The following is a 14,290-nucleotide window of genomic DNA, read 5'->3' as shown; positions in this document are numbered from 1 at the left end:
GCCTGCCAAAGCCAAAGCGTCGCAGGGTGAGACAACTGTTGCAGATCGGAAGTCCCTGAAGTAGGAATGAAGATTTGTAATCAATTTTAAGAAGTATACTGTAAGGACAGATCACGACCTGTCCCTACAGTATACTTTTTTTAAAATTTCTTCATAGATTACTCAAAAGTCATATACTAGGATATGTTATTAATGATTACCAATTACCGATTGCTAATTACTGATTACTGATTACTTATTATAAATCACATCTTGATCGCCCGTGTGATTTCCCTTTTTCCAGGAGGTCCCGGCAATGCTTCCACTATAAATCCGGCTGATCTGAGATTCCGTTTTACATAACCTTTGGCACAATAAGTAGTTAGCACGCCATCTTTGACCAAAACCTTTGCCATCAATTCAAACATTTCGACAGTCCAAAGTTCAGGCTGAGTTTCTGGGGCAAATGCATCAAAATATATAAGATCAAACTTCTTATTGATTGGAATATCAAAAAAATCAATCTCCAATTTATTTAGTTGGAAATTTGTAGACAATTGGGTAGTTTTATTCCAATCAGCTTGGTGTATTTGATTATATTTTTGTAGCTCAATACCAGCAATTGAATTTAATTGAGCACCAAAATCTTCTACAACGACCTTGTCAATTGGGAACTTTTCCAAAGTCGTATAGTCCACATGCAAGCCATGATGATCAGCGTATTGAATAGTTGCAAGACAATTTAAACCAGTGCCAAAACCAATTTCCAGAATTTTTAAATTCTTATTCTTTTGAGCAACGAATTCCAAACCGGACTTTATAAAAACAACATCAGTTTCTGTCCAAGCCCCATGGATAGAGTGATAATGGGCTTGAAATCTACTTGAATATAAGGTAGGAGAATTATCTCCTGTCGTTTTGATAGTATTTGACATATGGGCAGAAAAAAAGCCGATAAAACCGGCTTTTAACTCTTTAGTTAAATATTTAAAGATTAGGAATTATGTTCCGTACTCTAATATTATTACTCAAAAATGCTAAAGTTGATCACTTTAACGACATTTGAAACAGAAGTATTATAAGGACATCCATAACCTCTATTACAAGATGATGTGCCCATAACTACTGTAGCTAATAAGATAAAAGCGAAAAATTTTCCTAAAAGATTCTTCTTATTCATGGTATTATAATTTTAAAGAAAGTACAAAATTACTAAAAGTTGGGATTAATTAACATATTAACGAAGAAGTTTGTAAAATATTCTTAGAATCTTCGTAAATGTTTGTGTGTTTGGTGCGAAATGTGTGACTAAACAAAGTATTTTAATTCATATAAATATGATAATCAATATATTATCTGCATGTTAAAATTTTATTTCAAAATTTAATTGCAAATATTGAGAGCTTCATTATCTTTGCTCCCGCTAACAAGCAAATTTGATCGATGGTGTAACGGTAGCACTGCAGTTTTTGGTGCTGTATGTCAAGGTTCGAATCCTTGTCGGTCAACAAAAAAAGGTTTTCAATTAACATTGAAAGCCTTTTTTGTTTTAATAGCATTCTCGGTTTATTTTAGAAGCAGCCACCTTTTCCCAATAACCAGTATAATATTACGAACAGTATGATAGTTCCAAAACAACCACCACCCCATTTCCATGCGGCAACTCCCGCGACCAATCCTCTTAAAAACGACATATTTATATATTTTTGATTTCAATTCTAACAATCTTCAACTTATAAATAGTTCAATTATCATTTAAATTATGTTCTAATTAATTTTATAATTGACAATTTTACCTGCCATAATCGCTTGTATTACAATTAATTAGATTATTCATGATTACATCTCATTAAATCAAAAATTAAAAAATCAGTTAATCAATCAGAATCTTATACTATTCATCTCTAATACTGATATACTCTAATACTGTCATACTATAATACTGTAATACTCTAATACTGTTAATACTCTTCTCATTCTCGTCGTATCACGACCATTTCGCTCGTATTATAGTCAGATTTTAATACAATTTCATTGAACTTGCCTTTTTCATTCTTCCATTTGATAGCACAAGTATTGGGAGGAATGGAACCTAGGTTGTCTGCATAAAGTATCAAATAGTTGTCCTTTCCCTTTTCTAGTGTGAGATATAACCTTATTGGTTCCTTAGTGATCAATTGCTTCTGGAGAATCCAGGTACCATTAAAATTGAGTGAAATGGTATCATGGTCAAACTCTTGATTATCATAAACTTCGATCAATAACTTTTCAACTGATGATGTAATCAACTTACTTTTATCTGCAACTACTTCCCTATTTTCAACAACTTTAGGAGGTTCTTGAACAGCCACCTTCTTCTCCTCTTCAATAATTTCTTTAGGCCTAATTACTTTATAAAAATGTGGTCTTTCAAATTGATATTCAAATGTTCTTCCATTGATCTTGATCCATTCATTACCTCTCTCAATGACTCCGGTACCATATTTATTGGTCGTTCCTGCCAACAATATATTGTAAAAGTAATAGCAAGGTCCATATTGATCATATTCAGCAGGGATAGATTGGTTTTTGCTAAATGCTTCGACGTGACCAATTTGTTTATCCAGAATGGTCTTTAATTCGTTGAGTACAGACGCCTGTTGTTTGTTTAATGCTTTGGTGTCAACAATTGAGAGCGCTTGCTTTAGAGTTTTAGCATTTTTTATCAAAGTACTCATAGAGTTAACTGCACTTGAAGTATTCTCTCTGCGAAGTGCATCAAATGTCAAATGCAATGAAGTGGAATAATTGTTGAATGGAACAACAAATGATTTATTAAAGGCATCATTTTTCTTAGCTTCACCTGAAAACTTAGACAACAAAATAGAAAGTTGTTTTCTTTGGCTTTCAAATTCATCATATTTTAGGACACATGCATCTAAGGCTGCATAAATGTTTTTAAGATTGGAACGCTGTTTGAGATCTGTATTTGCTATTAAAGTTCCTATGGAATAACGTTCCTTTTCAAGATCATCAAGAATAGCTTTCATATTTCCAATTATCGTATTAGCTGGCGTGGCATACTTCGCCGGCAGTATAGCTGATTCTTTTATTGCCATAGCATACAGATCGGATGGAGATATTCTGTAAAATGAACCGCTTTCATCTTGAAAAATATTCTCCGGAAAGTCTTCATTGGAAAACAAATTTAGCTGATATTGCGGGAGATCAACGTATTTATTTATTTCCTGATTATACAATTCAAGCAATCGATGAATTATCAACATTCCATGGGCACTTTCATTGCTAAAGATGACATAATTATTAATTGCTCTGGCCTCAGAATCAAGCTGAGTTTGTGCTTGTGAACTGGCAGGACACAAAAATAAAATCACTAAAAAAGTAAGTAGATGCTTCATATATTTTTTTCGGAACTTAAATACGTATTCAATAGTTTAATAGAAAATCAATTTTTAAAAATGATTTATATCTTTAAGCGGACTTGCAACGATCTTGTTATCCACATTCAAAGTTAATTAAATACAAATTGTTAAAGATCAAAAATACGGTTATTATCAAGATAATACGACTTAATGTTTTGTTATTGTTATATTTTGGGTTCACACAAAGTTCAATTGGCCAAGGTAGAATAGTCGATGCTGAAACTCTTGAAGCTCTTCCCTTCTCAGCTGTTATGAATTTGAGCAAGCCAGAAATCATGACCATTTCTGATATCAATGGTTACTTTACCCTGCCTACAAAATCCATTGGGGATAGCATCCTAATAAGATATGTTGGATATGACACGATTAGAACTATTTTTACCAAAGACAGTGTCGTATACCGACTAACAGCTTCACAAAATGAACTAAAGGAGGCCGTCATTACAGCTGATGACGGACCTGCTATCGCAGTAATAAAAAAAGTCCTTAAGAACAGACCCAACCTTAGCATAGTTGACATTGATTTTTACCAATGCCGGATTTATACGAAGAACATAGTGGGATTTAATACAAATGATGACTCAATTAGCATTAAAGGATTGTCTGCTACAAAAAAATATCCATCGACTTTTTTTATTGCGGAATCACTTGTAGAAAGACAATATGAGAAAAGGGATAAGGTTTTCGAAAGAGTCATCGCCTCTTCAGCCGCTGGTTTAAAAGATGCTGAATTTGCAATCATGCCGGAAGATGTTCAGAGTCTTAACTTTTACAGGGATTATCTGAATATTTACAATAAAGATTATATCAATCCTATCTCTCCCTTATCATGGTATAAATATCATTTCAACCTCGATAAGGTATATGAAGAAAATGGTGACACCCTTTATAAGATTGATTACTGGCCGAAATCCAACAGATTCAATTGCTTTAAAGGAATGATGGTAATTTCTGACAAAGGCTGGGCAGTGCAAAAGATAAGGATAGAAAATGCATCAAATGAAATATATCCTTTCATCTTACAGCAGGAATACAAAACAGTAGCCGGACAATGGTTTCCATTAAAATTTACTGCTAATTTGTTATTTCCATCAGCAGTAGATAAAGATATTCCTTTCAAAATTACTCAAACGAGTATTTTCGACAACGTTTCTTTTGAACCAAAAGCACTTAATTCAAACAAATCAAATAAAACAATTTTTGACCCAAACGCTGGTCATAATCTTGATAGTCTTAGATTTATACCTCTTGAAAAAACTGATAGTAGCGCTTACATATTTGGAAATTATATATATGACGAAACACCAATTGGTTATGTTTTAAAGAATATGAATTTTTTTATTAATTATCAGATACCTGTAGGTCCTGTCGCCATCGAAGCTTTTTCTTTGTACAGAAGAAATTTATTTGAAGAAAATAGATTCGGGCTTAGTTTACTTACCAATATGAACATGATGCCACATCTTCAATTTGGAGCTTATGGTGCCTATGGTAGTTCAGATAAAGAGTTTAAATATGGAGGATCTGTGGCATGGCACTTTGATAAATTACAAACTAATTCGGTAAAATATTCTTACCAAAACGATATAGAAAGTAACCATTTATTCAGATTCAGAAATGTGTGGTTCGATCGATATTACAGTAATTTGTACAATAAAATTGAAAACCACGAACTTAGTTATCGATACCAAAGAGCACCAAACAATTTCTATTTAAATTTTAACAGAAAAACAATAGACCCTCTTTATAATTATGTATTCCAAGGACATAATGGGGATGATCGTTCTCCTTTTACCAACAGTGAAGCTTCTCTGGGATATAATTATTACAATGGAAGGCAGGTTAATTTTTTTAATACCTGGTATATAGTTCGTAATATCAGTTATCCGATAATTAATATAAACTTAAATGCAGGTTTTAAAGGATTGTTGAATGGTGAATTTGAGTACCAAAGTCTTGAGGTAAATATCAATAAAGTCTTTAGATGGACTCTAATTGGTAATACTAACTTTACTGCACAGGCGGGATATATGTTGGGGCAACCTCCAATATGGAAACTATTCAATGCACCGGCTTCCAGAACAGGAAGTTTTACTATCCAGGCACCTAATTCATTCCAAACAATGCCTGCCAATGTATTTTGGTCAAATAAATTCGCACATTTATTTGTAGAGCAAACTATTGGCAAACTTTTCGTAACAAAATTCTCAATGCCTGAGCTATTTCTGGCATATAACGCTGGTTGGGGTAAACTGGATAAGGCCAATAATCATGAAGGTATTGTATTGAGAGATTATTCTAATGGTTTCCATGAAATAGGAGCAGGTTTTAATTCCCTCATCAGGATACCAATATACGATTGGTTTGCATTTGGTATTAATGTAGGTGGTTATTATGATCTTACCAGTAGGGCTCCTCTTAATTTAGGTGAAAATTTTGTTGTTAAGGTAGGTTTTGGATTTTTATATTAAAGCATTTAATCCTTTTAAAACAGTAAAGATCGTAATTAGTCTCTGCCCGCATCATATTGATATACTATCATACTCAAATACTGCAGTACTCTAATACTATTATACTCTTAAAAAGGATAATTCAGCGCCAGGTTATATTCAAGCCTACCCAATCTATTATTAAAATTAAAATAAGGATCATATGTACCCGTAATCTTATCCTTGTAAGGATTCTTCAGTATGGTTCCAACATCTAATCTAAACACAAAAAATTCAAGATCTGCTCTCAAACCCAATCCGGATCCTATAGCAATCTGTGTCCACGGTTGATCATTAAAGTTGAATCTAGAGCCCGGATTGACATCATTATCACTCGTTAAAGACCATATATTGCCAGCATCAAGAAATAATGCACCTTTAAATATGTAAAATAAAGGAAATCGGATCTCAGACAGAAATTCAATTTTAAGATCGCCTGTTTGATAGTATGGACCATTCTCAAAATTTTCCAATTGAACTGGATCCTGATAACTTCCAGGGCCAATCTTTCTAATAGGGAAGGCACGTAAACTGAAGGGACCACCGATCTCAAATTGTTTGAGATATGGCACCGACTTGCTGGAACCAAAAGGATATGCTGCACCGATTCCAAATTTGGCAGCAGCCATTATATTGTTAAATAATCTCTTAGTCTGGGATGCTTCGGCATAAAATTTTGCAAACTTTGAAAACTCAACAGTATTGAACAACTTCCATTCCTTATCCTTGCTAAAGATTTTATTGGCTAGACTTACCTCCGCACCGGACACTTCAAAATAAGCTGCTAATCTTTGATTCTGGCCATATAAATCATCCACAGACTTATAAGTGTAAGTTAAGTCTCTGAGTAGTAAACCTGTAAATAATCTGGGATTCTCAAAGCTCTGCTTTAAAAATAGATTTTTTTCCAGAACTTCCTGATAGTTGGAAAAAACAAATGGTTTGAAATAGTTGATACCAACATGATTCCATTTGTAATGATGTTCATTGTCCTGTATCACATCAAAACCATAAGAACCATTTAGATTATAATATCTATACCAGTTCGTAAAATTAACAAATTCAAAATCAGCACTAATATTAGTAGTCACTCTATCATCGAGCGTTGAGATGAATTTTTCACTCAATAATCTTCCATTTTTAGTAGGTATTTTTTTCATAGTGGAAATAATTCCAAGAAAATCCAAAAACCTCGGTACACTCAGACTATTTTGAAATCTAAAATCCACCCTATTAACTAATGAGTTAAAACTTGTTTCATAACCTACACTTAAATTGGAACGAAGAGATTCTCCGCCATTGAACAGATTTCTTTTTACAATAGATGTACCTGCCTGGACTGCAACTGAAAACAACTTTGTAGTGGATGTTCGCAGATTAGCATAGTTGAGGTCAATGTCATAGGAAACATCCATCGTTTTGGCTGGAGGCAAATAAATATCAACATTAAGTAAGGTAGTATCTCCATCATCAATTACTTGATTCACATTAATATACCTAAAAAGTCCAAGTCGGTTTAGCTGTCTGTAAGTGCGACTAAAATTCTCTTTTGAGTAATAATCTCCATTTTTAAGGTATACGTACTGCAATATAGTAGAAGGTTTGACTTTGAAATCCTTATTGATCTGCAGAAAACGATAGTTGTTGACCATTGTATCCAAATTATAAAGCTTGTTATAATTAGGATCGAAATCACTATGGATGTTGACTCTACCAATTTTATAACGCTGGACTACCTTTCGGTCATCTGTTTCGTTTATACGGAAGGCAGCATTCACTTCTAATCCGATACTATCAGCGACAAGAGGTCCTACCAGGCTAGGATCAAAATAATAAAATCCATTATTTAACATTAATTCTGTCACACGAAGCTTCTCTTTCTGATAATTCAGATCTGATACAACCTCTCCCCTCTTAATAAAAGACATATCCCAAAATGGAGAGAGAAAAACCGCTAGTTCCGGTTCTCTCACTTCATATGTAATATCTCTGAAGGTATATTGACTTTTAGGTTCTGCAATATATTTTACTGAGCCAAACTTTCCTTTTTTAATTGAAGTTTCATAGGTCACTTTTGCATCAAAATAACCTTCTTTTTGTAGAAAATTGGTCATAGAGTTTTTGATGGATTCAATAAAGACTGTATCAAAAAACACAGGCTCCTTTGATATCATTTGATAAAATGTGCGTCTGATGGCCTTTGCAGAATCAATTTTTCCTTGATTTTTGTAATAAGTATAAATCGCCTCCCTTTTAAAAGGTTTTATATTAGTTAAGGCAATTAGATTTTCCTTGAGTAGAGTCTTTTCATTAGATTTGAAATTGCCTTTAAGTTCAACAGTCTCATTTTTAAGATAAATTTGGTCTTCATTTAAAAATTGAGTGACATTACATCCTGAAAATATCATGAGGCACATGAAACAAACACTGAAAAGGATATATTTGCAAGAATTCTTATTCAAGACATCATTTTGATGATAAACGAAAAAATTTCTAAAAATTACTTAAAGGTACTTACTTCACTGAATTCCAAAAAATTTAGGCAAAAGTACCAATTATTTATTGTCGAGGGCGAGAAAATTGTATCTGAGCTCATGCTCAATAATCCTCAGCTAATAAAATATCTAATAATTAATGAAGATTATACCGGCAATCCAATAATATTAAACAAATTTAATATATATTGGGCAGATAATGTTCAATTTAGTAAGATATCTTCAATGTCCACTCCACCACCTATCTTGGCTATTTGCGATATGGATGAATATCATAAAATTAACGTTGAAGACATCTTTGCTTTCCATCTTTATCTTGATAATGTCAGAGATCCAGGCAATATAGGAACAATCATCCGAACAGCAGAATGGTTCGGAATTCAGAAGATCTATCTTTCTGATGGCAGCGTCGACTTATTTCATCCGCGTCTTATCCAATCTTCCATGGGCAGTTTTTTCAGAGTTTCATGCTCCATTCTGCCAAATGAAGACATACAAAAACTTAAAAGGCCCTTAATAGGTGCTGTAATGGATGGCATGTCACTTAATAAATGGCATCAACCCAAGGAAGGTACTTTGATAGTCGGCAATGAGTCAAATGGTTTATCTCAAGAGATTATAGCGGCACTTGACCAAAAAATTAAAATAGATCATGCTTCAACCAATAATGCTGAATCTTTGAATGTGGGAATAGCTACAGCCGTATTGTTATATGCTATCAGTTTGAAGATGTAATACGAAACAGAATTATATTATTGACTAATATTTTGTCGTATAATACCGAGCTGAAAGTCGTTTGACCAAATTTATTTGGGCTATTACGAATTTCCATTCGGTATAAAATGGAAGTATGTGAAATGTAATTGCTAAGCTTCAGCTACTATTTGCAGATTTTAATAATACCTCTATCTATTTTTATAATCATTTATCTGTAGTTGGTTATTGATGATCTCCGCTGGGGAAAACTTTCTAAGTATTTCTTCATACTCAGTATTTAAAATAATAACTCAAGTTTCGGCAGTTAAGAAACAAAGGTAGATGGCTGATGTTAGATGTTAGATGGAGGTTAGTCAATTGATCCATATTTTTTCTTTAAAAGGTTTAATAGAAAAAATATCCATCTGATTGGTGGAAAGCCATCTAAAATCTACCTTCTAACATCTAACATTTTATTAAAATTTAAAAAAAACCTTCAATAAGAAAAATTTGACTACCGAAACTTAAGATAATAATTAAGTAAATATGTCGTTTGACATTGTAATAAATGCATAATAGGTTTTGAATATATGTTATAAACCAATTAACACTTAATCATTAGATTGAACAATTCAATAAATCTGTTTGAAATTAATTTATAAAAAACATATGATATATTTTTTAAATATATTATCTTTGTTTTTTTAAAGATTAAAACAACGCTACAAAAAATAATCTATGCACTTTTTCCAATTGTTTTTATTGCAAATAGTAGATACTACTGCGACACAATCCATAGCATTACCAACCACGAAACTTACTTTTTTCGAATTAATGTTGAAAGGTGGCGTGATAATGATTCCACTTCTTATTCTATCGATTATAGCCTTCGCGCTTATTATAGAAAGATGGTTAGCAATATCAAATTTAACTAAGGTAGAAGCAAATTTCTTCAATAACATTAAATCAATGCTGTCCAATGGCAATGTTAGAGGAGCTCAAGACTTTGCAGAATCAAATAATTCATCCATAGGAAAAGTAATCGCTGAAGGAATCAGATACATTGGGTATCCATATTCTGAGATAGAAACTTACATGAGTGATACTGCCAATATCGAATTGGGCAAAATGGAGAGTAAACTTAATTACCTAGGTATAATTGCCGGTATAGCGCCAATGCTAGGTTTCGTTGGAACGATTGCCGGTATCATAAAGATATTTTATAATATTAGCGTTACAGATAATATCAGTATAGGAGTCATATCAGGTGGTCTATATGAAAAAATGATTGCTTCGGGATCAGGTTTGATCGTAGGTATATTTGCCTTCATTGGCAATCAATTGCTACAATCTAAGATCGACTCATATGCTCTAAAATTGCAGGAAATGGTTAAATCATTCAGATCTGTACTACTACAAAAGGCATAATTGATAACAGATTTTCAAAAAATTATTATCAATGTTTTTAAACTATTCTGATGAAATTAAATAATAGAAAAAGAAATAAACCTCACGTTTTTACAGATTCGTTGAGTGATATTATGTTCTTTTTATTGCTCTTTTTCCTGATCGTTTCTACTGTAGCTAACCCTAATGTCGTCAAAATACTTCTGCCTAAAGCTGGTTCTACTGAGGTATTGAGTAAAAAACAAATCACGTTGACAGTTACAACTGAGAAAAGGTATTTTATCGATAAAAAGGAATACTCTTTCGATGAGCTTGAAACTGCAGTTCAGGAAGCTACAGCCAATGTGACAGAACCCACTATCATGTTAAGATTGGATAAAGATCTTGTGATCCAGGATCTGATAGATGTAATGTCGATTGGTGCAAAACTTAAAATCAAAATGGTCCTGGCGACAGACAAAAAAGGATAAAAGTAAATATTAGAGATTAGCAGTTGGATAAGATCATAAATGTTGGATTGAGTGCATTCGGAATGAGTGGTAAACTATTTCATGCTCCCTTTTTTCATGCTCATCCAGGTTTTAACCTTAGGAGCATTGTAAAAAGATCAGAACAAAGTCCAGAATCAAAATATCCAGCAACTATTATTTTATCTGATTTTGAACAATTAATCATCGATCCAACGATTGATCTAATTGTCATTAATACACCAATACAGCTTCATTTTGAACATGCTAAAGCTGCTATCATCCATGGTAAAAATGTCTTAGTCGAAAAACCATATACTGTAACAAGCGCTGAAGCAAGATTACTCAATCAACTTGCGATTGAAAATAATGTAAGTCTTACTGTTTTTCAAAACAGAAGATTTGATAGAGATTACTTAGCGGTGAAGGATATTTTAAATAATGGGCAGCTTGGTAAGATCCATGAAGTAGAAATTCGATTTGATAGATTCCGACCGAAGGCTGGTGGGAAATTGCACAAAGAAGCAGATCTTCCAGGTTCAGGAGCTCTGTATGATCTTGGCTCCCATATTATTGATCAGACATTACAACTCTTTGGTCAACCATTGTCTGTGTATGCTGATCTAATGATAATTCGTGAGGATGTACAATCGGATGATTATTTTGAACTAATTTTATATTATCCTGATCAGTTGCGTGTCCGCTTGATCAGCAATGTCATGACAAAAGAAATAGGTCCGGGTTATGTAATTCACGGTGAACATGGATCTTTTATACAAAAGAGATCTGATGAACAAGAATCTGCGCTGCTTTCCGGAGTTAAACCACATCATGAGCCTTGGGTACCTGAATTAAATGAGCCGGATGGTTTGCTGCATGCACTGGAAGGTGAAATATTTGGAAAGACAAACACCTTTTCTGCTCCGGGTAATTATATGTTATTCTTTGATGAATTATATAATTACATAGCAAAGAATGATGTTAATCCGGTAACTGCTTCAGATGCTATTCAGACAATAAGCCTGATAGAAAAAGCATTCGAATCAAATCAAAGAAAAATCCTTGTTAACTTTTGATCAGGAAACAATCTGACCGATAGCTTCACCAAATCCAACTCTTATTTCTCCATTAATTGCATAGCCCCTTAATGTAACGATGTCGCCATCCAAGAGATACGTTCTGGTAGTTCCATCATTCAATTGCAAAGGTTTTGTCCCATTCCAGCTTAATTCCAGTAAGGAACCAAAACTATCTGGCGATTCGCCACTGATGGTTCCGGACGCCAATAAATCACCAATATTCATATTACAACCATTGACAGTGTGATGTGCTAGTTGCTGGGACGGATTCCAATAAAGATCTTTATAGTTCGTCTTGCAAATCTCTGTTTCGACTCCTAAGGAAGATTGTAATGAAGCAGAAATATTTATATCAAAAGACTTATCTCCTTCAGTAACTAAATATTCAAGAACTTCAGTAATCTTATCAGGGCCGCTAGTCCTAAAAGGCTCTAATGCTTCCATCGTAACTATCCAGGGAGAAATTGTAGAGCCGAAATTCTTGCCTAAAAAAGGTCCAAGCGGCACATATTCCCATCTTTGTATGTCCCTTGCTGACCAATCGTTAAATAAAACCATTCCAAAAATATAATCTTCTGCCTTTGCTGCAGCGATTGAATCCCCGAGTAGAGTTTTTTTACCAATAACAAATGCCATTTCTACTTCAATATCCATTTCTTTTGTTGGCCCAAAACTGGGAATACCGGTTTCTTTATTTGGAATTTGGCCTTTGGGTCTCTTTATAGGAGTGCCTGAAACTACTATTGAGGAAGATCTGCCATGGTAAGCCACAGGAAGGTGGAGCCAATTGGGCATTAAGGCATTGTCAACTCCCCTGAACATAATGCCTACATTGGTCGCATGTTCTTTGCTGGAATAAAAATCAGAATAGTCACCAATATTCACTGGAAGTGACATTTCAACGCTCTTAGCATCGAAGAAAACATCTTCAAAATCATAATTAAATCCGGAAGCGAAGGTTTTATCAGCACAAAACTTTTGAATTTTAAATCGGATTGAATTTGTCACTGGTTTTCCCAACTCGATAAACTCATTGAGTGTCTCACCAAGAAAAATCCCATAAGGAAGTTCATCGTCAACAAATATGCCTATGTCTTGCAGCGCATCCAGATCAATTACATGATCACCAATGCGACTTACAATTTGAAATTGACCATTAATGCGACCTATTCCAAAAGGGATATTATAAATTGAAAAATCAGAATCCTGATCTATATTTAACCAACTCGTCATGTTATTATTTAAGCTATTGTTGAACAGATTTTTTTAACAGTTTGGGTGTCACCCATCGTATAATAGTGCAAACATTCTATACCGCTCGCCTTGAGCTCTTTAGATTGTGCAATGCACCATTCAGTGCCAATTGCTTTTAATTGATCATCAGTAGTTGCTTTTTGAGCCTCTTTCACAAGGTCATTCGGAAGATTTACATAGAAATGTCTTGGAATGGAGTTCAGTTGATAAAGCTTGGTCAATGGTTTCAGTCCAGGTATGATTGGTACATTAATCCCTTTCTCTCTGCATGCTTTAACAAAAGAGAAGAAAGCTTGGTTATCAAAGAACATTTGTGTGACGATGTAATCAGCACCAGCATCAACTTTAGCTTTCAGGTAATCAAGGTCCAGGTCAAGATTTGGTGATTCAAAGTGTTTTTCAGGATAACCGGCTACACCAATACAGAAATCAGTTTTACTCCCCTTTTCTATGTTGGAGTCCAGATAAGTTCCTTGATTCATGCCATCTATCTGCTTTATGAGGTCTACTGCATAATGATGACCATTGGTCTCAGGAATAAACTTATCTTCAAATTTTCTTGCATCACCTCTCAATGCCAGTACATTTTGCACATTGAGAAAATTGAGATCGATCAAAGCATTCTCAGTATCCTCTTGTGAGAATCCACCACATATCAGGTGCGGAACAGCATCGATACCATAGCGATGCATGATAGCGGAACAAATGCCGACGGTTCCGGGACGTTTTCTGATGGAAGTTTTTTGATAATAACCACTTGGTTGCATTTGGTATAAAAACTCCTCCCTATGATATGTAACATCAACGAATGGTGGTTTAAATTCCATTAATGGGTCCAGAGTTTTAAATATCGTCTGCATACTGCCACCTTTCAATGGAGGAAGTATTTCAAAAGAAATTAGAGTTTTGCCTTTTGCTTCGGCTATGTATTCAGTTACCTTCATTAAATCTTGTTAATATTGATGCCAAAGGTAAGATTTGTTGTATAAAATTGTAATATTT

At 33.9% G+C, this 14,290-nt stretch carries 12 protein-coding genes and 1 tRNA gene; 6 read left to right on the top strand and 7 right to left on the bottom strand.

Annotated elements, in window-relative coordinates; translation table 11 throughout:
* Positions 1–245 precede the first annotated feature (245 nt).
* Positions 246–914: a tRNA (5-methylaminomethyl-2-thiouridine)(34)-methyltransferase MnmC2 gene (gene mnmC2, locus IPI15_RS04560; protein WP_287401032.1), complete on the bottom strand. Its 669-nt coding sequence runs from the start codon at positions 912–914 to the stop codon at positions 246–248.
* 89 nt (positions 915–1,003) lie between these two features.
* Positions 1,004–1,159 carry a hypothetical protein gene (locus tag IPI15_RS04555; RefSeq protein ID WP_287401030.1) on the bottom strand — a complete coding sequence of 52 codons (156 nt, stop codon included), beginning with the start codon at positions 1,157–1,159 and terminating at the stop codon, positions 1,004–1,006.
* A gap of 257 nt (positions 1,160–1,416) precedes the next feature.
* Here IPI15_RS04555 and IPI15_RS04550 point away from each other — a divergent pair.
* Positions 1,417–1,487, top strand: a tRNA-Gln gene (locus IPI15_RS04550).
* A 63-nt stretch (positions 1,488–1,550) separates the two neighbouring features.
* Here IPI15_RS04550 and IPI15_RS04545 read toward each other — a convergent pair.
* Both IPI15_RS04545 and IPI15_RS04540 read right to left on the bottom strand, forming a co-directional pair.
* Entirely contained in the window at positions 1,551–1,673 is a 123-nt protein-coding gene (locus tag IPI15_RS04545) for a hypothetical protein (RefSeq protein WP_287401029.1), read from the bottom strand.
* A gap of 279 nt (positions 1,674–1,952) precedes the next feature.
* Positions 1,953–3,377, bottom strand: coding sequence for a hypothetical protein (locus tag IPI15_RS04540; RefSeq protein WP_287401028.1), 1,425 nt, complete (start codon positions 3,375–3,377; stop codon positions 1,953–1,955).
* Positions 3,378–3,505: 128 nt separating this feature from the next.
* Here IPI15_RS04540 and IPI15_RS04535 point away from each other — a divergent pair, with 128 nt between their 5' ends.
* Positions 3,506–5,872: a DUF5686 family protein gene (locus IPI15_RS04535; RefSeq protein WP_287401027.1), complete on the top strand. Its 2,367-nt coding sequence runs from the start codon at positions 3,506–3,508 to the stop codon at positions 5,870–5,872.
* Between the two features lie 107 nt (positions 5,873–5,979).
* On the opposite strand, the gene tamL is transcribed toward IPI15_RS04535, so the two are convergent.
* Positions 5,980–8,352, bottom strand: a complete 2,373-nt coding sequence (tamL, locus tag IPI15_RS04530) for a translocation and assembly module lipoprotein TamL (RefSeq protein ID WP_287401026.1) — start codon at positions 8,350–8,352, stop codon at positions 5,980–5,982.
* A gap of 12 nt (positions 8,353–8,364) precedes the next feature.
* Between tamL and IPI15_RS04525 the strand changes: the two genes are divergently transcribed.
* The 4 genes from IPI15_RS04525 (at position 8,365) to IPI15_RS04510 (ending at position 12,031) form a co-directional block, all read left to right on the top strand.
* Positions 8,365–9,120 carry a TrmH family RNA methyltransferase gene (locus tag IPI15_RS04525; RefSeq protein ID WP_287401025.1) on the top strand — a complete coding sequence of 252 codons (756 nt, stop codon included), beginning with the start codon at positions 8,365–8,367 and terminating at the stop codon, positions 9,118–9,120.
* A 699-nt stretch (positions 9,121–9,819) separates the two neighbouring features.
* Positions 9,820–10,509, top strand: coding sequence for a MotA/TolQ/ExbB proton channel family protein (locus IPI15_RS04520; protein WP_287401024.1), 690 nt, complete (start codon positions 9,820–9,822; stop codon positions 10,507–10,509).
* 50 nt (positions 10,510–10,559) lie between these two features.
* Positions 10,560–10,958 (top strand): ExbD/TolR family protein, encoded by a 399-nt coding sequence (locus IPI15_RS04515; RefSeq protein ID WP_287401022.1) that lies wholly within the window; start codon positions 10,560–10,562, stop codon positions 10,956–10,958.
* A gap of 23 nt (positions 10,959–10,981) precedes the next feature.
* On the top strand, positions 10,982–12,031 hold the full coding sequence (locus tag IPI15_RS04510; RefSeq protein ID WP_287401021.1) for a Gfo/Idh/MocA family oxidoreductase: 1,050 nt from the start codon (positions 10,982–10,984) through the stop codon (positions 12,029–12,031).
* Here IPI15_RS04510 and fahA read toward each other — a convergent pair whose 3' ends face one another.
* Together fahA and metF are read right to left on the bottom strand one after the other, a co-directional pair.
* Positions 12,032–13,267, bottom strand: a complete 1,236-nt coding sequence (gene fahA, locus IPI15_RS04505) for a fumarylacetoacetase (protein WP_287401020.1) — start codon at positions 13,265–13,267, stop codon at positions 12,032–12,034.
* A gap of 8 nt (positions 13,268–13,275) precedes the next feature.
* Positions 13,276–14,232, bottom strand: coding sequence for a methylenetetrahydrofolate reductase [NAD(P)H] (gene metF, locus IPI15_RS04500; RefSeq protein WP_287401019.1), 957 nt, complete (start codon positions 14,230–14,232; stop codon positions 13,276–13,278).
* Positions 14,233–14,290 lie beyond the last annotated feature (58 nt).

The sequence above is a fragment of the Candidatus Brachybacter algidus genome (assembly GCF_016707225.1).
Taxonomy (GTDB): domain Bacteria; phylum Bacteroidota; class Bacteroidia; order Chitinophagales; family Saprospiraceae; genus Parvibacillus; species Parvibacillus algidus.
This window is presented reverse-complemented; position numbering and strand designations above follow the sequence as displayed.

Bases quoted from the DNA above. Each gene is read 5' to 3' on its own strand.
- IPI15_RS04525 (WP_287401025.1), top strand. From the start codon at position 8,365: ATGATAAACGAAAAAATTTCTAAAAATTACTTAAAGGTACTTACTTCA.
- metF (WP_287401019.1), bottom strand. From the start codon at position 14,232: ATGAAGGTAACTGAATACATAGCCGAAGCAAAAGGCAAAACTCTAATT.
- mnmC2 (WP_287401032.1), bottom strand. From the start codon at position 914: ATGTCAAATACTATCAAAACGACAGGAGATAATTCTCCTACCTTATAT.
- IPI15_RS04545 (WP_287401029.1), bottom strand. From the start codon at position 1,673: ATGTCGTTTTTAAGAGGATTGGTCGCGGGAGTTGCCGCATGGAAATGG.
- IPI15_RS04520 (WP_287401024.1), top strand. From the start codon at position 9,820: ATGCACTTTTTCCAATTGTTTTTATTGCAAATAGTAGATACTACTGCG.
- IPI15_RS04555 (WP_287401030.1), bottom strand. From the start codon at position 1,159: ATGAATAAGAAGAATCTTTTAGGAAAATTTTTCGCTTTTATCTTATTA.
- IPI15_RS04540 (WP_287401028.1), bottom strand. From the start codon at position 3,377: ATGAAGCATCTACTTACTTTTTTAGTGATTTTATTTTTGTGTCCTGCC.
- IPI15_RS04515 (WP_287401022.1), top strand. From the start codon at position 10,560: ATGAAATTAAATAATAGAAAAAGAAATAAACCTCACGTTTTTACAGAT.
- fahA (WP_287401020.1), bottom strand. From the start codon at position 13,267: ATGACGAGTTGGTTAAATATAGATCAGGATTCTGATTTTTCAATTTAT.